Here is a 23,933-nt window from a genome sequence, read left to right as displayed (position 1 = left end):
TTTTTTACAGAACGAACAATAAGAATAACAACGGAACTGCGACGTGACATTCATAGATAAAGACCCCACAACCGCCATCGACCTGATCAAAGACGGATTTGAGACAGCAGGCTATATCTGCGATCGTCATATCGCCACGTCCATCTATCTATCGCAGAAGCTGGACAAGCCGATCCTGGTCGAGGGGCCGCCCGGCGTCGGCAAGACGGAACTCGCGAAGGCCGCGTCGGAAATTCTGGGCGCGCCGCTGATCCGCCTGCAATGCTATGAGGGGCTGGACGAATCCAAGGCGCTGTATGAATGGAAATACGGCAAGCAGCTGCTCTATACCCAGATCCTGAAGGAAAAACTCGGCGATCTTTTAGAGGATGCGGTCGGGCTCGAGCAATCCATGGACAAGCTGCACCAGTTCGGCGACAGTTTCTATTCGGAAAAATTCCTGGAGGCGCGGCCGCTGCTGCAGGCGCTGAAATCGGAGGTGAAGACCGTCCTCCTGATCGACGAGATCGACAAGTCGGACCATGAGTTCGAGGCCTATCTGCTGGAAATCCTCTCCGATTACCAGATTTCGGTGCCCGAGATCGGCACGATCAAGGCAAAAACCAAGCCGCTCGTCTTCCTCACCAGTAACAATACCCGCGAGATGAGCGACGCGCTGAAACGCCGCTGCCTGCATCTTTATATCCCCTTCCCCGATGCGGCGCTGGAACGGCGGATCATCCAGACGCGGGTGCCGGAACTGGAAGAGAATTTGCGCAACCAGCTCGTCTCCTTCGTCCAGCAGCTTCGCACGCAGGATCTCAAAAAACTTCCGGCGGTCAGCGAGACAATCGATTGGGCGCGCACGCTGCTCCTTCTGCATGCGGAGAAGCTGGACACCGATCTGGTGCGCAATACGCTCAATATGCTGCTCAAGTTCGAGGAGGATATCGACAATATGCATAGCGAAGTCCCGAAATTCATCGCGGCGGCGCAAAAAGAAGTCCGCTGATGGACAAGGCGCTCGCCGATTTTGTCGAGATGCTCCGCTATTCCGATGTGCCGGTATCGATCAGCGAGAGCGTCGATGCCGCCGAGACGGTGCGGCTGTTCGGCTACAAGGATCGCGGCCTCCTGAAGGTGGCGCTTGCCCAGGTGATGGCGAAAACCATCGAGGAGCACGAGAATTTCGACCGCTGCTTCGACGAGTTTTTCAGCTACAATATCGATCCCGATCTCGCCCCCGGGGCGCAGGCGGAGGACACGGCGGAGGACAGCCCGCCTTCGCCCGAAAACGGGGAGACACCGCCGGAGGGCAGCGATCCGAACAACGATCCGGCAAGCGCCAATCCGGTATCGGGCGGCGGTGAAGGTGGCGGCGGCCTCTCAGGCGAGCAGAGCCAGGGCGCCTCAGCGGCGTCCCTGCTCGTTATGCTGGAACGCAACGACCGCACGGAACTCACCCTGGCGATGACGGCGGCGGCCAACGCCGTCAATCTTCGTAATATCGTTCTCATGACCCAGCGCGGGCTCTTTACCCGGCGCATTATGGAGAGCATGGGCCTTGAGGAGGTTAACCGGGAAATCTTCCGCCGCCGCAAGGAGGGCGATGAGGACGGCGCCGATGGCCTCGCCGGCCGGCTCGAAATCCTCTTTGATTCCGTCCGCGATCTGGTCGACCGGCAGCTCGCCTTCACCAGCAGCGGCAAGGCCAAGCAGTTCCGTCAGGATATCCTCAAAAATGTCCGGCTGTCGGCGGTCGAGCATCGCGATTTCAAATATATGCGCGATCTGGTCCGGCGCATGGCGAAGCGGCTGACCGACCTCAATTCGCGGGTGCGCAAGGTGAAGAACCGCGGCCATCTCGATATCCGCAAGACGATGCGGCGCAATGTCGCCTATGACGGCATCCTGTTCGAAACCCACTGGAAGCAGAAGCACAAGGACCGCCCGAAGGTGCTGGCGATCTGCGACGTTTCCGGCTCCGTTGCCTCGGTCGCCCGCTTCCTGCTGCTCTTCCTTTACAGCCTCAACGAGGTGCTGCCGAAGGTCCGCTCCTTCGCCTTTTCCGGCGATCTCGGCGAGATTACCGGCGAATTCGACCGCCTCGGACCGGAAGAGGCGATACCCCTCGCCATCGACAAATACGGCGGTCGCTCCACGGATTACGGCCGCGCGCTCGAGGATTTCAAGGAACTCTGCTTCGATGATATCGACAACCGCACGACCGTCATCTTCCTCGGCGACGGGCGGTCCAATGGCGCCGATCCGCGCATCGATATCCTGAAGGAGATCAAGCAGCGGGCGAAACGCGTCATCTGGCTCAATCCGGAGCGGAAATCGATCTGGGGTTCGGGAGATTCGGAAATGCTCCGCATCGCGCCCTATTGCACGAAGGCGGAGACCTGCAATAGCCTCAACAAGCTGGAGCTGGTGATCCGCGACCTGTTGAAAAGCTCATGACCATCTTCGCGGATATCTCGACGCCGCTGCTGATCGGTCTTCTTGCCGGGATGGCGGCGACGGGCATTCTCGGGGGATTGCTCGCCGGGCTGCTCGGCGTCGGCGGCGGCATCGTCATCGTGCCGGTGCTCTATAATATCCTGCCGTTTTTTGGCGTTGACGACGCGATCCGCATCCATGTCGCCATCGGCACCTCGCTCGCGACCATCATCCCGACCTCGATCTCCTCCGCGCGCTCCCATTACAAGAAGGGCGCGATCGACATGGCGCTTTTGAAAAGCTGGGGGCCGGTCATCTTCATCGGCGTCATCATCGGCACGGTGACGGCGAGCTTTTCGAACGCGGGCGTACTGACCCTCGTTTTTGCGGTCCTCGCGCTGCTGGTCGCCGCGAATATGGCGTTCCGCCCCGAAAATGCGCATCTCGCCGACGGCCTGCCGAAATCCCCGATCAAGGAACTGATTGCCCTCTTTATCGGCGGATTCTCGGCGATGATGGGGATCGGCGGCGGCACCTTTACCGTTCCGGTACTGACGATCTTCAACTACCCTATCCGCAAGGCCGTCGGCACCGCCGCGGCCATCGGCCTGATCATCGCGGTGCCGGGGACCATCGGTTTCCTGATCTCGGGGCTGGATGCGGACAACCTGCCGCCCGGGAATATCGGCTATGTCAATATCCTCGGCTTTCTGATGATCTTTCCGCTCGCCGCCCTCTGTGCGCCGCTGGGTGCGAAAATCGCCCATCAGATCAATGCGAACCTGCTGAAAAAGGCTTTCGCCTTCTTCCTGTTCGTCACTTCGCTCCGCATGTTCTACAGCCTTTATGGATGATGACGGAGCGGCCCGGCACCCTCGTTCCCTTCGCCCTTCGCGATCTTGAATGGGTGATTTCCGCGCCCTTTTTGCTGAAATCCCCGCCAGAGCCCGCCCTTGCAGCGCTGCCGGAAACCGGGGAACTCCTGGCCCGCCTCACCGCCGATCCCGCGCCCCTGCTCGCATATCTCGAGGCGGCGGGCCCGCTCAATCTCGGGCGCTATTTCGAGAGGTTGATGATTTTCTGGCTGGAAAACCTGCCGGCCGTCACGCTTCTCGGCAGCAATATCCGCATCTCGGACGACAAGCGGACCCTTGGGGAGATCGATCTCCTGTTTCTTCATGGCGCCGTCGCCTATCATTGGGAGCTGGCCGTCAAATTCTACCTCAATATCGGGAATGGCGGGAACGAGGCGAGCTATATGGGCCCGATGCTGAAGGACAGGCTGGATCGGAAACTCGACCGGCTGTTCGGCCATCAGCTCACACTTCCCGAACGCGCGGCGACGAAATCCACCCTCTCGCGCCTCGGGATCGAAACGGTTCTCTCGCAGCCCTTCGTCAAGGGGTGCCTCTTCCATCCGCTGGCCCGCCTGCGCGCAGCGCCGCAAATGCCCGACCGCATCGCGCCCGATAGTTTTTCCGGCCATTGGCTGACTTTGCCGGAGATTGGGAGCGGCGCCCTGCCCGGGTTCGATCACTTCCTCCTGCTGGAGAAGAAACGCTGGATCACCCCCTGGTTTTACCGGGACGAGGCGATGTCCGGCGGCCCGGACCGGCTGGCCACCGCCATGCAGGCGGCGTTCGGACGGCGGTCCGCGCCGCAACTTGTCGCGCTGTTCCGTGATGAGGGCGGTGAAATCCTCGCCAACGCCGGACGCTATTTCATCACCCCCAACGACTGGCCCGCGCTAGCCCGGAAAGCGCACGACAGTCAGAAACTTGGCGATTGAAAAGGCGGCGTTTCGAAGGCTTGCGGCATCGGAGACGCGAAAATAATGCCCCGCCGTCGTTGCGCAGGCGGCAAACACCGTGGCCGCCGGCTCCGGCGCCAGATAGTCGATGACATAGATCGTGATGCCGTTCCCCTTCATCCGGGTGCAGACCGACGCGAGCCGGGCATTCTCCGTCGTATCCGTCGCGGCGGACCCGGCGATGAGCAAAACAACCTTTGATATATCCGCGGCGTCATAGGCCGCCGGATGGGCCGGATCGGCGGTCCAGATCCCCTGCCAGAGCGGCGACAGCAGCCGTTCCGCCCACAGCATCGCGCGCCCATAGGCCGCATCGCCGTTGCCGCCAAGGAGGCCGAGTTCCGCACTCACCGCCGCCGCAGCGCCGAGCGAAAGAATAGGCTCCGCCCGGCAGTCCGCCGTCGTTACATTGGTGAAATGTGGAAGCCCCGTAGCGGCATCGATCTCGCTATCGAGCGTCAGGATCAGCGGAAAGGGCGCGCCGGCGGGCGGTGTCGCCTCCTCCCCGCTCGCGCCCGCGCGCGGCGCCACGCACCAGCGATCCTCCGCAAGGTCGCCCGTCCAGGCCGTCGTTCCCGGGATATCGGGCGGGAGACTGAGCGGCCATAATCCCGGCGTCACCCACTCCTTATGCGGGGCGACATTGACCAGGGCATTGCCGAAGGGCACGAGGGCCCAGCTTATCGCCTCGCCGGTTGCCGTCCCGGCTTCGAGCGCGGCAATGACGTCGCGCGCCGCCGATGTTACTTCGGTGAGTGCGCCGGAGGCGGCAAAGGCATCCGATGCCTCGATCACAAGGGCGATCTCCGCCTCCGGCCGGTCCTGCCGCGCGGTCACCGCCGCCGCGACGGTGACGTCATCAAAAAAATAGAGCGCCCGCAGGAGGGTCGTCGTCACCGCCGCCTGCGCGCTCACCGTCACTTCCCCGCTTGCAAGATCGGGTGTCACGAGAACGACAGGCGGCGGCGGCGTCTCGCCCGCATAGCCGAGCAGATTGACATTCCGGAAATTGGCCTGAACGGTCTCGATCGCCAGCTGCTGCACCTCCGCTGCCTCAAGGAAACGGAGGTTTTTCGCCGCCGCCACCGCCGCCATTTCGCTCGCGATCGCCAGCCGCGACTTGACGGCGAGAAAGCGCGACATATCGAGGGTAAAGGCGATTCCCCCGATGACGATAAAAAGGGCGAGCGCAAAAATCAGCAGCGCGGTGCCGTCCTCCGCGCGCTGAAATCTCCGGATATGGGCGAGAAAAGGCATATGGAAGGCCTAATTCAGGGCGCGAAGCGCCGCCGTCCGGCCAATGGCGACGGCGCGCCCGTGAGCGGTAAAACCGGCAGCGCCGAGCGCGCCCGCGAGATAGAATCCGACGCCCGGCGTCGCGCAGAGATCGACCTGCAGCAGATACAGCACCCCGCTGCCGGAATAGCCCCCCTCCGGCGCGGAAAAAGCCGCATCGGCGGGCGCGCAGGCACTGCCGCCGCTCGCCCGGCTGCGGGACCAGAGAAGAGAGGTCGCGTCCGGGGTGATTTCGACCGCCCGGATATCGAGCCGGAGGCCGAGCGGATACCCTCCCGTTCCGGTCATCCCCATCGCCGCCGTCAGGGCGTCATCGATATCGGCGTCGGCGATGGCGGGCCGCTGGCTGAATTCATCGGCAATCAGCGCGACGGCGCGATCCGTCGCCCGGACAAGCATGACCGCATTCACCATCGTCACCCCGGCCAGCAGGAGGAACATGATCGCCGGGACGAACAGCGCTACCTCCACCATGACGCTGCCGCCGCGATCGGCGGGGAAGGACGAAAGGCCGATCCGCGGCGTCTCACGGGCCATTCTTCACCACCACGGTAGCCGTCCCGGTCACGTCGCCGGAGTTGTAGAGATAATTCACGAAGGGCGTGATGAGCGGCACGGTATAATCCAGCCGGTAGGCGGTAATCCCGCCGGCCGCACCGGGGGCCGCCCCGGCGTTCGGACTGCCCCCTGCAAGCGCCGCGAGATCGTCATAGCTCTGCACGGTGAGGCGGACGCGCGAGGCATCGATCAACGTCCCGGCGAAGGCGGGCACCAGGGCGGCGAGTTCCCCCTCGATCGCCGCGACCGTCAGGCCGGCGCGGACCGCCGGCGGGGTCTCCAGTTTTATATCCTCCGACAGGGCGACCGCGAGGGCATCGGCGAGGCTGCGCGCGAGCAGCAACCGGCTCGCGTCCACAATAGCGAAAATGAGCGCGAAAACGAGCGGCAGGATCACCGCAAGCTCCACCGGCAGGGATGCGCGGCTATCCGCCATGGCCCGGCGGATCAACTGGTGGTCAATCCTCATGATCCCGCCACGCCGTCCGGTGCCGACCGCAGCAGATAGCGCCGGAGCAGATCCTTGTCCTGCATCCGCCGGAGCAGGCCGTAGAATTTGAGGTTGTTTTCCACCGTCGCGGCGTCAAGATCGATGCGCGCGATCCGCGCCGCCGCCTCCCGGTCGCCCTTGAGACCATAGGCCATGGCCAGATTCTGCCGGATGGCGGCTGTCGATTGCGGCGCAAAGGCCAGGTCGGAAAGGGCGTCCACCGCCGCCTCATACTCTCCCGCCATCAGATAGGACAGCGCGAGATTGTTGCGAAGCGCGGTATCTTCCGGCGCCACGGCCAGCGCCCGATGATAGAGATCGCGCGCCGCCCCATGCGCGCCCGCCATATCCTTCGCGATGGCAAGACCGCCGAGCGCCTCGATATTCTCCGCCTCGAGTTCGGCGGCACTGGCGAAATAGAGCGCCGCCGCCTCCGGCCGGTAGAGAGAAAGCTGCGCCCGGCCAAGCCCGAGCCGGGGCCGGATATCCTCCGGCGACAACTCCTCGAGAGTCTCAAAAACCGACACCGCCTCCTCCCCGGCGCCGGCCTTCAGATAGGTTGACCCAAGCGCGTAAAGAACATCCGTATCAAACTGATTTTTCTGAAGTAATTTATGATAGATATCGATGGCGGCGAGATAGTTGCCGGACTGCACCGAGATATCGGCGATCTTGAGCGCCCTCTCCCGCTCGGCGGTATCTGTAAACAGCGTCCCCGTCCCGCCGTCCATCGACGGGAGGGCGCAACCCGACAGGAACAGGGATATCAGGAACGCCATGGCAAGACGGATCGTCATCTTTTACCCTCCGATCGCGCGCATCATCAGCGCAAAGCCGGGCCCGGCGGACAGCGCGACAACCGGCGGCAGAATGAACAGGATCAGCGGAATGCTGAGCAGCGCCGGCATGCGGGCGGCGTTGTTTTCAAGCTCGAGCATGGTCAGCTTGCGGTTTTCCGCGGCGACGGCCTTGAGCGCACCGGTGATCGACGTGCCGTAGCGTTCCGACTGGCGCAGCGACAGCACCAGAAATTTAAGGCTGCGCGACGCGGTTCGCTTCTCGAGATTGGTGAGCGCCATGGATTTATCGGGAAGGATGCGCAGCTCGCTCAAGGTGATGCGCATTTCCTCCGCCACGTCCGGGGCAAAGGGCTGCAATCCCTCGATCGCGCGGGCGAGCGCAACCTCGAGCGTCAGGCCGGCCTCGACACAGAGGATCAGCAGATCGACCATGTCCGGCATCGCCTGTTCGATCCGCCGCTGGCGCTGTTTGATCCGGTAGTTCAGCAGGATATGCGGCAGGAAACTTCCAACGGCCGCAGAAAAGCCAATCGATACAACCCCGCCCGCCGTTGTGGCCATGCCCGGCATCAGCATATCGAGCAGGAGCGTCGACAGGATCACATAGGCCGCGAAACACAGCAACCGGGCGATGAGAAAGGGCCGCAGCCAGCGATCGGGATCGAGCCCGGCCTTGATCAAGCGGCGGGCAAGCGGCTGCCGTCCCATCACCCCCGGAAACGGCCGGAGGAACCGCAGCGCGGGAGCGGCCGGTTTTTCCTCCGCATCGCGCCGTTCAAGATCTATCCGCGCGGGCGGAAGCGCCGGGCGTTTCTCCGGCTCCGTCTCCGGCGCGAAGGGCCGAAGGCGCCGGTCGATCAGTTCCTGCCGCCGCGCGCCGACTGCCGCCACGAACAGGACAGAGGCCGCAAGGACGCAGAGCGCCAGACCGCCGAGAAGCCAAATATCCATCTGCGCTATCATCTCAACCTCCGGAGCAGGCGGGACATGATGAAGAAGCCGATCAGAATGCTCGCGGCGGAATAGATCAGCAGGTTCTGCCCGAGCGGATCGTCGAACAAGAAATCGAACTGCGCCCGGTTGGTCGCCGCAAGGATGAGGAGGATCACGCCCGTCACCCCCGTGACAATGCGCGCCGACGTCCGCGCCTCCGACGTCAGGGCCCGCGCCTTCAGATATTGCGCCCGGCGGTCGCGGAGAACCCGCGCGAGATTCTCCAGCACCTCGGCATATTGCCCGCCGGTGCGCCGCTGCAGGATCAGGGTGGTCGCCATGAACTGCAGTTCCTTGACGCCGATCTCCTTGACGGCCGCGTCAAGCGCCGTTTCGAGATCAATCCCGATGCTGAGTTTTTCCGACAGAATGCGGAACAGCCCGCCGACCGGATCGGGCATTTCGGCGCCAATCACCTGGAAATTCTCCTGCAACGACATGCCGACGCGGGCGCCGCGAATGATGATGTCGATTGCCTCCGGCAGCTGTTCGGTAAAGCGCTGCTGGCGCCGTTTCTTCCGGTACCGCTGGACAAGGAAGACGCCGCCCGCGAGTCCGGCCAGCGCCAGAAGAAAGCTGGAGGTAAGGGTCGGCGCCGTCTGGAACGCCGGGATCGCGCCCCCGAGAGCGATCAGAAGGATCAGGATCAACAGCACCGCTTTCCGTCTCATCCCTTTCCGCCGGTCTTTCCCCTCCTCCCGCTCCAGATAAAGCGGCGTTGTTATCACCGCCGGCAGCGCACCGCCCGCGCTTTCCTCCCCTTGCGCAAGCAACCCGGCAAGGCGGGTGCGGAGCCGGCGGTCCCGCTCCCCGGCCTTGCGGTAGAGCAGGAAGAGCAGCGCGAGACCGTTCGCGATAAATATGAAAAGAGACAGCGCGACCGGGTCGATACCGGTAATTGCGGAAAGTCCGGTCATGACCGCAACACCTCCCGCAGCTCCGCGAGCAACCCGAAACGGGCCACCTTTTCCTCGAAATGCGGGCGGGCGCCGGAATAGCGGAAGGCGGAATCCGGGCCCTCCCCGGCCTCCATCTCCCCGGCAAAATCGAACAGCGTCTGGCTGGTGATGACATCCGCCTCCATCGCGACGATCTCGGAGATCGTGCGGATAAACCGCCGGCCGCTCGCCCCGCGTTCGACATGGATGACGAGATCAAGGGCGCTGGCGATCTGCTGACGCGCGCCGCGGCTCTGGTAATTGGCAAGCGAGGAGAGCATCAGGTTTTCGAGCCGCAGAAGCGCATCGCGCGCGCTGTTGGCATGGATCGTCGACATCGATCCGTCATGCCCGGTGTTCATCGCCTGCAGCATGTCATAAACCTCGGCGCCGCGCACCTCGCCGATGATGATGCGATCGGGCCGCATGCGCAGGCTGTTGCGCAGGAGATCGCGCTGCGACACCTCCCCCGTTCCCTCCGTATTGCGCTGCCGCGTCTCAAGGCTCACCACATGCGGCCGTTGCAGGGCGATCTCGGCGGCATCCTCGATCGTGACGATGCGCTCGTTCTCGTCGATCAGGCCCGACAGCGCGTTGAGCAGCGTCGTCTTGCCTGAACCGGTGCCCCCGGAAATGAGGATATTGAGGCGGCAGCGGGCGGCGATGGTGAGAAACCCGCGCATCTGCGAGGAAAAAGACCCGCCCGCGCAGAGCTCGTCCAGGCCCATCTTGTCCTTGGCGAATTTACGGATCGAGATGATGGTGCCGTAAACGGAGAGCGGCGGCGCGATCACATTGACACGGCTGCCATCCTTCAGGCGCGCATCGACCATGGGGTTGGCCTCATCGACCCGGCGGCCGACCGAGGCGGCAATCCGGCGCGCGACCTCCAGCACATGATCGTCATCGCGGAACTTGTAGTCCGTCAGCTCGAGCCGGCCACCCCGCTCCACATAGACCGTGTCGGCACCGTTCACGAGAATATCCGTCACCTTCGGGTCGGAAAGAAGCGCCTCAATCGGTCCGATGCCGACGATATCGTCGAACAGCTCGCGGGCGATGGCGCTCTGTTCCACCCAGTTGACCTGGAGCCTTTCCTCATCGACGATTTTCGAAACCGCCTCAGTGATCCGAAGCGAGAGCTGCTCGGGCGGCATGGTCGAGGCGGCCGTGGGATCGATCCGGTTGAAAAACTGCTTGCGCACGCGCTCGACCAGGTCCGGGGGCGCCACCGGCGCCTTTCGGGGTTTCGCGGCCGGCGGCACATATTGATCCGCCTCCTCGGCAAGGCCCGTAAAACTCCCGTCTTCGGATTTCCGGCCGAACATCTCAGCGTCCCCTCAAGAAGGAAAACCAGCCCGACCGGTACCGTTTCGCCCCCTCCTTCTGCCCGACCAGCATGCCGGCAAGACGAATATAGGCGTCGGTGATCGCCGCCTTTTCCCGCACGACCGGCGCGCCGTTCAGGCTGGCAACCGCGAGCTTTTTCTTCTCGAACGGGATGACGATATCGATGGGGCGGCCGATAAAGCGGGTCATCCTGTCCATCGGCACCTCCCCCGCCCCGCGCGACCGGGCACGGTTGAGAACGATGATGACCTCCCGGCTTTCGTCCGCCTCACCAAGGAACCTGAGAAGGCGGGCGCAGTCGCGCACGGCGGCAAGGGTCGCATCCATGACCAGAATGCGCACATCGGCCTTTTTAAGGATCGACATCGCAACCGCCGGCCGGGAGCGGTCGATATCCTGCAGGATGAAGTGGTAGCGGCTGCGCAGATGGGTCATCAGGCGGGCGACGGCGGCCTCATCATAGCTTTCATCGCGGCCAAGCTCGACTTCGGAGGCAAGAACTTTCAGTTTCTCCTCGGCCTCCAGGGTGGCGCGGTCAACGACGACATTGTCGATCCGCTCCGGCGTGGTGAGCAGTTCGGCAAGCCCGGAGGCGGGCTCCAGCCCCATTTCAAGCGCGAGGGACCCGTTCGCCAGGTTCAGATCGGCGAGCATGACATGGCGGTTGAAGGTATTGGCGAGCAGCCAGCCGGTATTGAAAACCGCCGTCGTCGCGCCGGCCCCGCCGCGCACACCATAGACCGCCACCGTCTTGCCGGTCCTCGGTTCCGCGCTACGCGCCGCCAGCCGCCCGCTTGCCCTCGCCACCGCCCGGTAGAGAAGATCGGACGGCACCGGCTTGACAAGATAATCGGTGACGCCGATATCGATCAGATCGCGGTACAGGCCGACATTATCCCGATCACCGAGCACCACGACATGGACCCGTGGCGGACAGATATTCGCCAGCTCCTGAAGATCGGACAGCGGCAGCGACACGCCGGATATATCGACGATCAGCACGTCCGGCATGGCTTGTTTCGCATAGTCCCGGATCGCGTCGCGAATGCCGCCGCGCCCGATCTGCGCGTTGCCATACCCCCATTTCGGCAGCAGGTCGCGCAGCAGCGCCTCGGTTTTCCGGTCCGCGACATAGGCCGCCGCGCCGAGGGTTTTATTGTCCGTAGTCGGGAAAGTGACAATCTCGGGCTGCGGTTTCTCGGCCATCTTCACCTCTTTCGTCTATCGGTCCGCCGGAGGAAAGGCGACCGGCGCGCGGTCATGAAGCGTCGTCACGGCCTTGGCGTCCATCTGCGCCAGTGGCGGCGCGAGGCGGCGCCCCCCGTACCAGTCGGTGGGGCGCGCGAGGCTCAGCATCCGGTTACGTTCAACAGCGCAGCCGAAACCGGGCGACGTCATCGCCATATGATCGAGCTTGCGATAGGAGAGGTCGACGCCGCAATCGGCAAGGCGGTAGAAATAATAGGTCACCTCGATATCCAGAAGGCGATCCGATCCGGCAGCCGGGGCCAGAAGCCCGACCGAACTGACCCCCATGAGGCCGGATCGCGAGAGGATATCGAGAAGCCTGTCCGACGGAAGGGCGTCGCCGACCGGTTGCAGGCTGACATATCCCGGCGGATCGCGCGTGAGGTCAGTCAGGAAATCGACAAGCGGGCGCCCGTCCCGCGTGACCGCCTCTCCGGTCCCGCTTTCATGAAAGGAGACAAGATAGCTTTTGCTCTCGATATGGTTTCGCCCAAGATCTCCCGGCAACGTCTCCGGCGTCTCGCCGCCAAGGCATCCGCCGAGCATTGAGGCAAGCAGCAACAGCGCGGCGGTTCTTATATATCGGGCGGGCCGCCACATCAGTAAATATACCCCACCGGGCCCTTGAGCGTCAGCCCCTCCTGACCGAGGCTTGACGGGATTTCCGGGGCGAGCATGGGCTCGGCCAGCCGGCCCGTCGTCAGTTTCGCCGCCATATCCGTCGGCCGGTAGTTTTTCAGAGGATTAGTAAAGGCAACATTGTCGCGCGGCGCGACGATATTCGCCGTCGCGATGATGACGAGTTCCGTCTCGCGGTTCTGATAGCGGGTCGAGCGGAACAACGGGCCGAGCACCGCAAGATCGGCGAGCCAGGGCACCTCGTTCACCAGATTGCGGGTCTGGTTCTGCAGCAATCCGGCAACGGCGAAGCTCTGCCCACTGGCAAGCTCGATGGTCGCCTCCGTCCGGCGGACGGCGATGCCTGGGATCTGGAAATTATTGACGACGACCGCGCCGATCTCGGAAATCTCGCTCACCTCGGGGCGGATATGGATGCTGATCCGCTGATCCGAGAGCACCGTTGGCGTGATATCGAGAATGACGCCGAATTTCTTGAACTCGATGGTGACCTGCTCGTCGGTCGCGGATACCGGGATCGGGAACTCGCCGCCGGCAAAGAAGCTTGCCGTCTCACCAGAGCGCGAGGTCAGATTGGGCTCGGCCAGGATGGTGAGCAGATTTTCCTCGGCCAGCGCATCGATGATAAGGGAGGCGGATCCGTCACTCCCGCGGTAGCCGAGAAGCCCGCTGCTTCCCGTGCCGCTGTTCGCCGAGCTTGGGAATAGCTGGTTGCCGATGACCGCCGGCCAGCGGTTAGTGATCAGCCCGATGGCGAGCGATCCCGGATTAAGCAGCACATCCCAGTTGATGCCGAGGTTTTTCGATGCCTCCCGGTTCATCTCGACGATGCGGACGCGGATATTCACCTGCGAGGGCGCGAGCATCTCCATGCGGTTGACGATTTCCTCTTTCTCGCCAAGAAAACCGCGGGCGACGGAGATGATTTGCTCTGCCTGCACCGGCGATGTGGCATAGCCCGACAGGATAAGCCGGCCCGGGGTTGACTGGACCGTCAGGTTGCTTTCGGGGAACTGTTCGGTGAGGAGTTCTGAAATCACCTCAAGATCGCGGGTGACCGTCACGGACTGGTCGAAGGCAATTTCGCCGCCCGCGCCAAGGGCCATGACATGGGTCCGCCCCGGCGCCTTGCCATAGACGAACAGCCCGTTCGAAGCGGTCAGCTGGATATCGGCAATCTCGGGATTGGTGACCAGGACCTCGGTGACCGGAACGGTCAGCGGAAAGAGACGGCCCTGATTGACCTCCAGCGAGAGGCGTGCCGATGCCTCCGTCTCGCGGGCGTTGACTTTAGGCGGCGACAAGAGAAGGAGTACCGCCAGCAGCATGACCAGATATCCCAAACGCCGGACGAGAAGCCGCATGATCTCAATCCCTCCCGTCGTTGAGCGTCTGCACGGTGATCTCGCCGCCGCGCATGATTCGGACGGCGCGCGCGCCATCATCGACGACCGGAACGGGGAGCGGCTTGAGATCGGGGAACAGATCGCTTGCGGAAAAGGCAACGGGTTGGATTGAACTTCCGCTTTTCGCCTCCGGTCCGCTGCCGGCAAGGGCAATGCTCAGATCGCCAATCGCCTCGGCAAGCGAGACCCGCTCGACATCCGCTGGCAACAGCGCGAGAACCAGCGACCGGCGCGCCGGTTTCACCCCGGTGTCTCCCGGCCCACCGGTGCCCTGCACCTCGATGACGCGGGCATTCTCAAGCAGGGTCCGCACGGCGGTCTCCCCTGCCTTTGGCGCCTGACTCGGCACCCTGTAGGTGAGCGTGAGATCGACCCGGTCGCCCGGACGAAGCGCCGCGAATTTGTCGAGATTGCCGATCTCGACGGGCCGGGCGCGCATCCCTTCGCCCAGCAGCGCCTTGAAATATCCCGGCTCGCCGGGCCGGAGGATATGGGTTGCCTCGAGATACTGTCCCTTGCCGACCGCGCGGGTCAGGACAGCCCCTTCCAGCTTATCAAGCGCGGTCATCGCATCGGTGAGAAAATGGCGCGGATCGCCCGCCTCCGCAAGCGGTCGCCATTCGACCATCCCTTTTGACAGCATATCGCCGGCGCCCGCGTCCGTTGTCAGGCGAAGGGCGAGGATTTTCGGCGCGGGCGCCGCTGCGGAAACGGCGGAGCCGCCATCTTCTCCGCGAAGCAGGAACATGTTCCCAAGATAGGCGGCGGAGCCAAGAAACAGGGCTGAGAGAAGAATGAAGATGAAGCTTTTCATCGCTTACGCCCCCGCCAGGTAACGGCCATAGAGGGCGACCGTGCCGCCCGCCGCGATGGCAACGCCATAGGGAACGGATTTCACCGACAGGGCGGCCGCGGGATCCATATATCGGGAAAAGGGCGCCAGGGCCCAGTCCTGGATCATCCGCATCGCCGGTATGACGGTAATGAGCGCGAGTACCCCGCCGGCGAGCGCCGTAATAATCAGGAAGGCAGGTCCTGCCTCCGGTCCCGCCCACAGCATCGTGACCGTCGCCAGCTTGACATCGCCGCCGCCGACCTTGCCCGCGGCAAATCCCGCCAGCATGAGCGCAAACAAACCAGCCGCCCACAGAACGTGAGCGGCCGGTTCGATCGGATTTTTCGAGAAAACCGCATAAAGGACGAACAACAGCAATATCGCCAGCGACACCCAGTTGCGGATGATCCGCCGTGTGACGTCGGTATATGCGCCAAGCCATAGGAGAAATATGGCAAGCAGGGGATAAATTGCTGTCATGGTGCCCGTTCCTTCCGGCGGGCGGTACGCACCCGAACCGGAAGTCACTGTTAAATTTATCGGTTAGTTGGTGCTGCCGCCGCCACCCGATCCGGACAGATCGATGGCGTTGAAGGCGGTTTGCAGTTTCGTGTAAAAGGCCGTCCCGGCAACGCCGACGACTGCCGCCGCAGCCGCCGCCATCAAGGCATATTCAACGGCCGTAACGCCGCTTTCATCGGAAATTAGCCTCTGTAATATTGATTTCATTTGATGACCCCTCCATTCAGGAATTGACGTGTTTGCGCGGATGAACATCCGCCGATACACTACTATTACTTGTTATTAATCCAGATTTTGGCAAATACCGCCCGTTACCATGCAACTAATTCAATAGCGCGTGCAATAGTTTCGAGTGCCTCAACCTGTTTTTTTTGCTATTCACGCAACTGAAAACATCTTTTTTAAAAGATGATTTTCTAATATATTTATAACATCTTATTTTTCCTGTTATTTTAGAACTTCGTTTTTTTCGGATATAAATAAAATTTATTCGAGAGTCATCTAAAATTTATAGTAAATATAGTTAATGGTGTTATTTTTTATGGTTAACGACGACCAAAATACCCTTTAAACTGTATATATTTATTTTTTAGCTATTATTAAGTGTATATATTCCATTGAAATTTCCTCGTATAGATAGATTTGAAGAATCATTTCATCCGAGCGACGAATTACAAAGGGAGCCATTTACAACCGGCTGCTTTTGATCGACATCAAAGCATCACGCTAATCTTCGTGCAAAAACGACCCATCGCGGATATAAAGTTGAATTGATTTGTTGAACCCCGTATATGCGGGGTGAGTATGCGAGGGTGGACGATGAACGAGGGCGAGAGCGCGAGACGCATCCTGATTTATAGTCACGACTCTTTTGGCCTCGGTCATTTGAGACGCTGTATGGTCATGGCCAATTCCCTGGTCGAGCAGAACCAGAACCTGTCCGTGCTGATCCTGTCGGGCTCGCCCATCATCGGCAGCTTCGATTTCAAGGCGCGGGTCGATTTCGTCCGCATCCCCGGTATCATCAAGCTGCGCAACGGCGAATACACGTCGCTCAGCCTGCATATCAATACCGAACAGACGCTGGCGATGCGCGCCTCCATCATCCAGCATACGGCGGAAACCTTCGATCCGGACATCTTCATCGTCGACAAGGAACCCTACGGCCTGAAGGGCGAAGTCACGGAAACGCTCGCGATGCTGAAGGAGCGCGGCACGCATCTCGTGCTCGGGCTGCGCGACGTCCTCGATGATCCCGCCCTGCTCGCCCCGGAATGGCGGCGCAAGAACGTACTGCCGGCGCTTGAGGATATCTATGACGATATCTGGATCTTCGGCGTCAAGCAGATCTATAATCCGCTCACCGGCCTCGAAATTCCAGCCAATGTGAAGCGCAAGATCACTTATACAGGATATCTGCCGCGCACGGCGCCGTCAGTGTCGGACCCGGCGATCCTGAGCGAGATGACGGAGCCTTATGTGCTGGTGACCGTCGGCGGCGGCGGCGACGGCGACGTCCTGACCGACTGGGTCCTGCGCGCCTATGAGGGGAACAGGCAGCCGCCGCTCAACGCCCTCTTCGTTCTCGGGCCCTTCATGCCGCCGGAGACCCGCGCCAGCTTCCGCGAGCGCATCCAGAAACTGCCGCGCGTGCGCGCCGTCACCTTCGACAGCCATATGGAAAGCCTGATGCAGGAGGCCTCCGCCGTGGTCGCCATGGGCGGCTACAATACTTTCTGCGAGGTTCTCTCGATGAACAAGCGGGCCTTGATCATCCCGCGCACAGTGCCGCGGCTCGAACAATATATCCGCGCGACCCGCGCCGCCGAGGCCGGGCTCATCGGTGTCCTCGTCGATGACGGAGAGCGCGGGAGCGACACCATGCTGACGGCGCTCCGTCATCTGTCGCAGCAGAAAAAACCGTCGGAGATTGTCATTCCCGGCCTGCTCGACGGCCTGACGAACCTCAACCGGCTGGTCCGGCTGCGCTTCCGCGCGGTCGACCGGCGGCGCGCCGCGCTGTCAAGTTCCCGCATTGCCGCATCGGACTGACGGACTTTATTCCAGCTCCAGATAGGTGACCTTCTTTGCGGCGATCTGCGCATGATCGAGCGGCGGAAGGCCGTTACGCTCCATGATTTCCGAGATAATCCGCACATAGGCCTCCCGCCGTTCCGAATAGGCGATCAGGGTATCGACGAGATCGGGGCCGGTAACCGGCTTGCCGTCAGCCCGGATCGCCGCGCGACGCTCCCTGAAGCCCTTATAGGCATCATGCGAATTGAGATTGAGCATATAGGCCCGGACGGAATCGAGCGGCGTCTTGAACGCCTCGATACGGTAGTCGCCCTTGGCCTTGCGCTGCTCCTCTGGCTTGATGCCGCCCTTGTAGCTCCATTGCCCGAACAGGGCGTTTCCCTCCGCCGCAAAGCGCGACGTGCCCCAGCCGCTCTCCTCAACCATCTGCGCGACGATAAGCGAGGGCGGCACCACATCCATCCGCCGCGCCATCTCGGCCCAGAATTCATCGTTGAGGGAATGGCTGGCGAGTGCGTAGTCCGCCGCCTGCTGTTTCAGCCAGGCTTCGTCATGTGGCGATAGTGTCTGGCCCGCCTGCAACTCCTTCCGGATCTGCTCAAGCTTCTCGCGGTCATGGCGAAGCGCGTGATTGGCAACGAAGGCAAGCGGGATCGTCAGGCGCAGGAATGTCCGTTTCTTCTCGGCAACCGGCAATTCCGGCGCGACCTTCTTCCGCCATTCCTCCGGGATGTCGAGAATGACATAGGGCGGCACGTCCTGCTCGCGCGCCTTCCATTTCTGAATGGAATAGCCATTGCGGTCGAAAAAGTCGGCGAATTCATCGAAATCCCGGATAGTGACGGTCTCCGCCCGGAGCGATGCAGCGCTCAACATCAGCAACCCGGCTACCAAAACCCAGCTTCCCGCCCGGGTTATTCCACGAAATCCCTTCATTCGGGACCGCCCCCCTTTACCCATACAATCAGATGTCAACTATGCCATGATTTTTCCGCCGGCGGGAGTATTTTCCGCCTGTTCCTTTTGCGACTCTCTCTACAGCCACGCCAAGAAACCGTCGTCGCGGCTATTTTCTCCGATTTCGCGAGACTTGCAATTTATATCGGCCCGACCCGCTTTTTTATGAAAACGACATCGCTTCCGCTTTTTTTGGCGCATCCCCTCCGAACGGTCAGTTTCTACTTGCGCTGGCTCCGATGCGGGTGAAATAGTTATGAAAATAACTGTTGTCCGCAAGGGAGGGAGACAAGCCGATGAGCGATCGATATGACGCCATCATAATCGGCGCGGGTGTGATCGGGGCCTGCATTGCCTATGAACTCGCGAAAGCCGGACGCAAGACCCTGTCGCTGGATCGCCTGCCCGCCTCCGGCTACGGATCGACAGCGGCGTCCTGCGCCATTATCCGCACCTATTATTCCGCGCTGGATACCTGCGCGCTCGCCTATGAGGGCTGGTTCTACTGGAAAAACTGGCAGGATTATGTCGGCGTCGCCGATGAAAAGGGCCTGATCAAGTATCACGACACCGGCGCGCTGATCGTCAAGACGCCGCATAACGACTATATGCGCAAGATCTGCACCCTCATGGACCAGATTGGCTGCCCCTATGAGCATCTGACGCCGGAACAGATGCGCGCGCGTCTGCCGATCATCGATACCCATCAGTTCGCGCCGGTCAAACGGCCGGAGGATCCGGGCTTCGGCGAGCCGACCGGCGACAGCGTCCCCGGCGGCGTCTTTTTCCCGCGCGGCGGCTATGTCAGCGATCCGCAGCTCGCCGCCCATAATGCGCAGCGCGCGGCGGAAGCCCATGGCGCAACCTTCAAGTTCAATGCCGAGGTTGTCGATATCCGTAAAAGCAATGGCCGCGTTATCGGCGTCACCCTGAAGGACGGCACCGAGATCGACGCCCCCGTCGTCGTCAATGTGGCGGGCCCGCATTCCTCCAAGGTCAACGAGATGGCAGGCATCCTTGGCGAGATGAAAATGACGACGCGGGCGCTCCGTCACGAGGTTGCCCATGTCCCCTCGCCTGCAGATTTCAATTACGAGAATGACGGCGTGGTGCTGTCGGACAGCGATGCCGGGATTTACTGTCGGCCGGAGCTTGGCAACCATATCCTGATCGGCTCGGAAGATCCGAAATGCGACACGCAGGAATGGGTCGATCCGGACAATTTCAACGAGGATTTCACCGAGCAGTGGAACGCGCAGGTCCTGCGTCTTGCGCAGCGTTTTCCGGCGCTGGGGATACCACGGAAGACAAAAGGCGTCGTCGCGCTCTATGACGTGACCAAGGACTGGGTGCCGATCTACGACAAGTCGAGCCTGGGGGGATATTACCTCGCCATCGGCACCAGCGGCAACCAGTTCAAGAATGCGCCGGTTGCCGGGCGGATGATGGAAAAACTGATCCGCGAATGCGAGGCGGGCCGCGATCACGACAAGGATCCGGTGCATTTCCATCTGGAGAATATTGATTACGATCTTTCCATGGGCACGTTTTCACGCAACCGGGAGGTCAGCAAGGACAGCAGCTTCACCGTCCTTGGATAAGGGAAAATTGCAAAGCGGGAGGGCAAGCAGATGAAATCCCATGTCAAAGTCGCCGTTATCGGAGGGGGGGTCGTCGGCTGTTCTGTCCTCTATCATCTGGCCAAGCTGGGCTGGACCGATATCGCGCTGATCGAGCGGTCGGAACTGACCTCCGGCTCCACCTGGCACGCCGCCGGCGGGTTCCATACCATCAACTCCGATACCAATATCGCCGCGCTGCAGGGCTATACCATCAAGCTTTACAAGGAGCTGGAGGAACTCTCCGGGCAATCCTGCGGCCTGCATCACGTTGGCGGGATGACGCTTGCGGGCACGCCGGATCGCATGGATTACCTGAAAACCGAGCGCGCCAAGCATCGCTACATGGGTCTTGATACCCATCTGGTCGGACCGGAGGAGATCAAGAAGCTCGCGCCGATCACCAATATCGACGGGGTCATCGGCGGGCTTTATGATCCACTCGACGGGCATCTCGATCCGTCCGGCACCACCCATGCCTATGCCATGTGCGCGCGCAAGCTCGGCGCCGAGATTTATCTCCGCAATCCGGTTCTGGAACTCAATCCGCAAACCGACGGCAGCTGGCAGGTCGTCACAAAAGACGGCACGATCCATGCCGAATATGTGGTGAATGCCGGCGGTCTCTGGGCGCGGGAGCTTGGCGAAATGGTCGGCATCTTCCTCCCCCTCCATCCGATGGAGCATCAGTATCTGGTGACAGAGGATATTCCGGAAATCTATGAACTCGGGCGGGAGCATCCCCATGTCATGGACCCGGAGGGGGAAAGCTATCTTCGGCAGGAGGGGCGCGGCCTCGTCATCGGCTTTTATGAACAGGAGTGCGATCCCTGGGGCGTGAACGGCACGCCGCTCGACTTCGGGCATGAACTGCTGCCCAACAAGCTTGATCGGATTGAGGACAGCATGGAATTTGCCTTCAATCGCTTCCCGGTGCTGGGCAAGGCCGGCATCAAAAATGTGATCAACGGCCCCTTCACCTTCGCGCCCGACGGCAATCCGCTGGTCGGGCCGGTGCCGGGGCTGAAAAATTACTGGGCCGCCTGCGCAGTGATGGCGGGCTTCAGCCAGGGCGGCGGCGTCGGCCTGACGCTTGCCGAATGGATGATCGAGGGCGAACCCACCCGCGATGTCTTCGCCATGGACGTGGCGCGCTATGGCGATTATTGCTCCCGCCCTTACGCGCGTAAGAAAGTGACCGAGAATTACCAGCGTCGCTTCAGCATTTCCTACCCCAATGAGGAATTACCCGCCGCGCGCCCCTTCCAGACAACGCCCGCCTATCCCATCTGGAAAGCGCAGCGCGCCGTTTTCGGGCAGGCTTATGGCATGGAGGCGGTCAATTACTTCGCGCCGGAGGGCGAACCGCTCCACGAGACACCGTCCTTCCGCCGCTCCAACGCGTTCGAGGCGGTCGGCGCCGAATGCCGGGCGGTGCGCGAGAAAGTCGGAATCACCGAAATCCATAACTTCGGCAAGTATAAGGTGACGGGCCCCGGCGCGGCAGACTGGATCGATATGATCATGGCCGGGCGCGTGCCCAAGGTCGGCCGCATGAGCCTGAGCCCGATGCTGAGCCCCAAAGGCAAGCTGATCGGCGATTTCACCATCGCAAGGCTGGCGGACGAGGAATTCCAGCTCACCGCGTCTTTCGGGGCGCAAGGGTATCATCTTCGCTGGTTCTGGGATCACCTGCCCGAGACGGGCGTCGAGATCGAGAATGTGAGCCTGAAACGCATCGGGTTCCAGATTGCCGGACCACGCGCCCGGGACCTGCTCGCCAAGGTCACTTATGAGGATGTCTCGACAGAGGCTTTCCCTTTCATGGCGGTGAAGCGCATGGGGGTCGGACTTTCCGATGCGATTGTCCAGCGGGTCACCTATACGGGCGATCTCGGCTATGAAATCTATGTGCCCGCCGATGAGCAGATCGGCCTTTATGAAGTGCTGGCCGAGGCAGGGGAGGAATTCGGCCTCACCCCGTTCGGCATGCGCGCGATGATGAGTTTGCGGCTTGAAAAATCCTTCGGCTCCTGGCTCCGCGAGTTCAAGCCCGACTACACGCCCGAAGAAACCGGCCTCGACCGTTTCGTCGCCTATAACAAGCCCGCCGACTTCATCGGAAAGGCGGCTGTCCTCAAGGAAAAGGCGGAGGGGGCAAAACGCAAGCTTTCCACCTTTGTCGTCGAGGCGCTGGATGCCGATGTCCATGGCGACGAGCCGATCTGGAAGGACGGCAAGGTCGTCGGCTTCGTCACCTCCGGCGGCTATGCGCATTACGTACAGAAATCCGTGGCGCTCGGCTTCACGCCGCCCGAGATGATCGAGGACGGCGGTGATTTCGAGATCGAGATCCTCGGCGAGATGCGCCCCGCGAAAATGGTACTCGACCCCCTGCTCGATCCGCAAGCGAAGCGCATGCGGGACTGAATCAACCCCTGAAAGGAGATTTCCATGTCAGAAGCAAATGAACGGTCATCCGGTCGCCGGTCACGACGTGGACACAGGGTCAAGGCAAGCTTTACGCAGCTGCCACGGCAGAAGGTCGTCAACAGCTTCGAACCGATGAAGATCATCTCCGACGACCAGGTCGAGGCGATCCATAACGCGTCGATGGATATTCTGGAGAATATCGGCATCATGGTGCGCCTGCCGCGCGCCCGCGAGATCCTGAAAAAAGCGGGGCAGAAGGTCGACGAGGACAAGCAGATCGTCTATTTCGACCGGCATTTCGTCATGGAGGCGATGTCCCATGCGCCCTCCGAATTCACGTTGCACGCCCCGAACCCGGAGTGCGACCTGGCCGTTGGCGGACGCAACCTCGTGTTTTCCATGGTCGCCAGCACGCCCAATGCCATGGATATGGACGGCGGACGGCGGACGGGAAACCGCATAGATTTCCGCAACTTCCTGAAACTGACCCAGAGCCTCAATATCCTCGGCACCAGCGGCGGCTATCCGGTGGAACCGGTCGATATCCATGCCTCGATCCGGCATCTGGAATGCGGGCGGGATTTTGCGACGCTGACGGAGAAGGTCCCCTATATCTACTCCCTCGGGCGGCAGCGGAACCTTGACGGGATCGAGATGGCGCGGATCATGCGCGGCATCACGATGGACGAGATGCTGACCCAGCCGAGCCTTTTTACCATCGTCAATTCCAACTCCCCCCTGATGCTGGATCAGCCGATGCTGGAAGGGATTATCGAGATGGCGGCCCATGGCCAGGTGGTGATGCTGACCCCCTTCACCCTTGCGGGCGCGATGGCCCCGGTGACGCTTGCGGGCGCGCTCGCCCAGCAGAATGCGGAAGCCCTCGCCGGGATGAGCCTTGCCCAGACCGTGCGGCCCGGCGCGCCGGTCGTCTATGGCGGCTTCACCTCCAATGTCGATATGAAATCCGGCGCCCCCGCCTTCGGCACCCCCGAATATGCCAAGGCGACGATCGCCAGCGGCCAGCTGATCCGGCGCTATAACATCCCGTTCCGCTCCTCGAACGTGAATGCCTCGAACGCGCCGGATGCGCAGGCAGCCTATGAATCGGAGATGTCGCTCTGGTCTGTCGCGCTTGGCGGCGCCAATTTCGTCAAGCATGCGGCGGGCTGGCTCGAGGGTGGGCTCAGCGCCTGCTTCGAGAAGGTGATCATGGATGTCGAGATGATCCAGATGATGATCGAAATGATGAAACCCATTGATACCTCACCGGAATCCCTCGGTCTGGATGCCATGCGGGAGGCCGGGCATGGTGGTCATTTCTTCGGCACCCAGCATACGCAGGAACGTTATGAGACCGCCTTCTACACGCCCATTCTCTCGGACTGGCGGAATTTTGAAAGCTGGGTGGAGGCTGGCTCGCCCGATGCGATGACGCGGGCCAACACCATCTACAAAGCCATTCTCGCGGAATATGAGGAGCCCGCGCATGACCCGGCCCGGATGGAGGAGTTGAACGAGTTTATCGACAAGCGCATTGCCGAAGGCGGGGTCAAGACGGATTTTTGAGCCGCACACGAA

General features: G+C 61.6%; 22 protein-coding genes. 8 read left to right on the top strand and 14 right to left on the bottom strand.

Translation table 11 applies throughout. The annotated features are described in order from the left end of the window. Positions 1-52 precede the first annotated feature (52 nt). Genes GQF03_RS08975 through GQF03_RS08960 form a run of 4 tightly spaced genes read left to right on the top strand, consistent with a single transcriptional unit; the run spans position 53 to position 4,210 of the window. Complete coding sequence (locus GQF03_RS08975) at positions 53-991, top strand: AAA family ATPase (protein ID WP_380744563.1); 939 nt, start codon at positions 53-55, stop codon at positions 989-991. Then, complete coding sequence (locus GQF03_RS08970) at positions 991-2,442, top strand: VWA domain-containing protein (protein ID WP_161338901.1); 1,452 nt, start codon at positions 991-993, stop codon at positions 2,440-2,442. The genes GQF03_RS08975 and GQF03_RS08970 overlap by 1 nt, the downstream gene beginning before the upstream one ends. Further along, complete coding sequence (locus GQF03_RS08965) at positions 2,439-3,275, top strand: sulfite exporter TauE/SafE family protein (protein WP_161338900.1); 837 nt, start codon at positions 2,439-2,441, stop codon at positions 3,273-3,275. Before GQF03_RS08970 ends, GQF03_RS08965 begins: the two co-directional genes overlap by 4 nt. Next, positions 3,272-4,210 carry a DUF1853 family protein gene (locus GQF03_RS08960; RefSeq protein WP_161338899.1) on the top strand — a complete coding sequence of 313 codons (939 nt, stop codon included), beginning with the start codon at positions 3,272-3,274 and terminating at the stop codon, positions 4,208-4,210. Before GQF03_RS08965 ends, GQF03_RS08960 begins: the two co-directional genes overlap by 4 nt. On the opposite strand, the gene GQF03_RS08955 is transcribed toward GQF03_RS08960, so the two are convergent. The 13 genes from GQF03_RS08955 to GQF03_RS08895 form a co-directional block, all read right to left on the bottom strand. Further along, positions 4,169-5,488, bottom strand: a complete 1,320-nt coding sequence (locus GQF03_RS08955) for a TadE/TadG family type IV pilus assembly protein (protein ID WP_161338898.1) — start codon at positions 5,486-5,488, stop codon at positions 4,169-4,171. The genes GQF03_RS08960 and GQF03_RS08955 overlap by 42 nt on opposite strands. A 9-nt stretch (positions 5,489-5,497) precedes the next feature. Further along, the gene (locus GQF03_RS08950; protein WP_161338897.1) at positions 5,498-6,064 is read right to left on the bottom strand and encodes a hypothetical protein; all 567 of its coding nucleotides are present in this window, start codon (positions 6,062-6,064) and stop codon (positions 5,498-5,500) included. Continuing rightward, positions 6,054-6,554, bottom strand: a complete 501-nt coding sequence (locus GQF03_RS08945) for a TadE family protein (RefSeq protein ID WP_161338896.1) — start codon at positions 6,552-6,554, stop codon at positions 6,054-6,056. Before GQF03_RS08945 ends, GQF03_RS08950 begins: the two co-directional genes overlap by 11 nt. Further along, positions 6,551-7,372 (bottom strand): tetratricopeptide repeat protein, encoded by an 822-nt coding sequence (locus GQF03_RS08940; RefSeq protein ID WP_161338895.1) that lies wholly within the window; start codon positions 7,370-7,372, stop codon positions 6,551-6,553. The genes GQF03_RS08945 and GQF03_RS08940 overlap by 4 nt, the downstream gene beginning before the upstream one ends. A gap of 3 nt (positions 7,373-7,375) precedes the next feature. Continuing rightward, positions 7,376-8,338, bottom strand: a complete 963-nt coding sequence (locus GQF03_RS08935; RefSeq protein ID WP_161338894.1) for a type II secretion system F family protein — start codon at positions 8,336-8,338, stop codon at positions 7,376-7,378. Further along, positions 8,335-9,285, bottom strand: a complete 951-nt coding sequence (locus tag GQF03_RS08930) for a type II secretion system F family protein (protein ID WP_161338893.1) — start codon at positions 9,283-9,285, stop codon at positions 8,335-8,337. Before GQF03_RS08930 ends, GQF03_RS08935 begins: the two co-directional genes overlap by 4 nt. Then, positions 9,282-10,634, bottom strand: a complete 1,353-nt coding sequence (locus GQF03_RS08925) for a TadA family conjugal transfer-associated ATPase (RefSeq protein ID WP_161338892.1) — start codon at positions 10,632-10,634, stop codon at positions 9,282-9,284. The genes GQF03_RS08930 and GQF03_RS08925 overlap by 4 nt, the downstream gene beginning before the upstream one ends. A gap of 1 nt (position 10,635) precedes the next feature. Beyond that, positions 10,636-11,862 (bottom strand): CpaE/TadZ family protein, encoded by a 1,227-nt coding sequence (locus GQF03_RS08920; RefSeq protein ID WP_161338891.1) that lies wholly within the window; start codon positions 11,860-11,862, stop codon positions 10,636-10,638. 15 nt (positions 11,863-11,877) lie between these two features. Then, a complete protein-coding gene (locus tag GQF03_RS08915; RefSeq protein WP_161338890.1) occupies positions 11,878-12,504 on the bottom strand; it encodes a hypothetical protein in 627 nt (208 codons plus the stop codon). Then, positions 12,504-13,907 (bottom strand): type II and III secretion system protein family protein, encoded by a 1,404-nt coding sequence (locus tag GQF03_RS08910; protein ID WP_161338889.1) that lies wholly within the window; start codon positions 13,905-13,907, stop codon positions 12,504-12,506. The genes GQF03_RS08915 and GQF03_RS08910 overlap by 1 nt, the downstream gene beginning before the upstream one ends. Before the next feature lie 4 nt (positions 13,908-13,911). Beyond that, positions 13,912-14,763, bottom strand: a complete 852-nt coding sequence (gene cpaB, locus GQF03_RS08905; RefSeq protein ID WP_161338888.1) for a Flp pilus assembly protein CpaB — start codon at positions 14,761-14,763, stop codon at positions 13,912-13,914. A 3-nt stretch (positions 14,764-14,766) separates the two neighbouring features. Beyond that, positions 14,767-15,264 carry an A24 family peptidase gene (locus GQF03_RS08900; RefSeq protein ID WP_161338887.1) on the bottom strand — a complete coding sequence of 166 codons (498 nt, stop codon included), beginning with the start codon at positions 15,262-15,264 and terminating at the stop codon, positions 14,767-14,769. A gap of 63 nt (positions 15,265-15,327) precedes the next feature. Beyond that, a complete protein-coding gene (locus GQF03_RS08895) occupies positions 15,328-15,513 on the bottom strand; it encodes a Flp family type IVb pilin (RefSeq protein ID WP_161338886.1) in 186 nt (61 codons plus the stop codon). A gap of 612 nt (positions 15,514-16,125) precedes the next feature. Here GQF03_RS08895 and GQF03_RS08890 point away from each other — a divergent pair. After that, complete coding sequence (locus tag GQF03_RS08890) at positions 16,126-17,358, top strand: glycosyltransferase family protein (protein ID WP_161338885.1); 1,233 nt, start codon at positions 16,126-16,128, stop codon at positions 17,356-17,358. Positions 17,359-17,364: 6 nt separating this feature from the next. Here GQF03_RS08890 and GQF03_RS08885 read toward each other — a convergent pair whose 3' ends face one another. Further along, the gene (locus GQF03_RS08885) at positions 17,365-18,279 is read right to left on the bottom strand and encodes a glucosaminidase domain-containing protein (protein ID WP_161338884.1); all 915 of its coding nucleotides are present in this window, start codon (positions 18,277-18,279) and stop codon (positions 17,365-17,367) included. A gap of 317 nt (positions 18,280-18,596) precedes the next feature. On the opposite strand from GQF03_RS08885, the gene GQF03_RS08880 reads away from it, so the two are divergent. Genes GQF03_RS08880 through GQF03_RS08870 form a run of 3 tightly spaced genes read left to right on the top strand, consistent with a single transcriptional unit; the run spans position 18,597 to position 23,921 of the window. Continuing rightward, positions 18,597-19,901 carry an NAD(P)/FAD-dependent oxidoreductase gene (locus tag GQF03_RS08880; protein WP_161338883.1) on the top strand — a complete coding sequence of 435 codons (1,305 nt, stop codon included), beginning with the start codon at positions 18,597-18,599 and terminating at the stop codon, positions 19,899-19,901. A 30-nt stretch (positions 19,902-19,931) separates the two neighbouring features. Then, complete coding sequence (locus tag GQF03_RS08875) at positions 19,932-22,349, top strand: GcvT family protein (RefSeq protein WP_161338882.1); 2,418 nt, start codon at positions 19,932-19,934, stop codon at positions 22,347-22,349. A gap of 24 nt (positions 22,350-22,373) precedes the next feature. Next, positions 22,374-23,921, top strand: a complete 1,548-nt coding sequence (locus GQF03_RS08870; RefSeq protein WP_161338881.1) for a trimethylamine methyltransferase family protein — start codon at positions 22,374-22,376, stop codon at positions 23,919-23,921. Positions 23,922-23,933: the final 12 nt, after the last annotated feature.

It is taken from the genome of Sneathiella chungangensis (assembly GCF_009882935.1).
Classification (GTDB): Bacteria; Pseudomonadota; Alphaproteobacteria; order Sneathiellales; family Sneathiellaceae; genus Sneathiella; species Sneathiella chungangensis.
The sequence above is the reverse complement of the archived record's forward strand: the minus strand, read 5'-3'. Positions and strand labels throughout refer to the sequence as shown.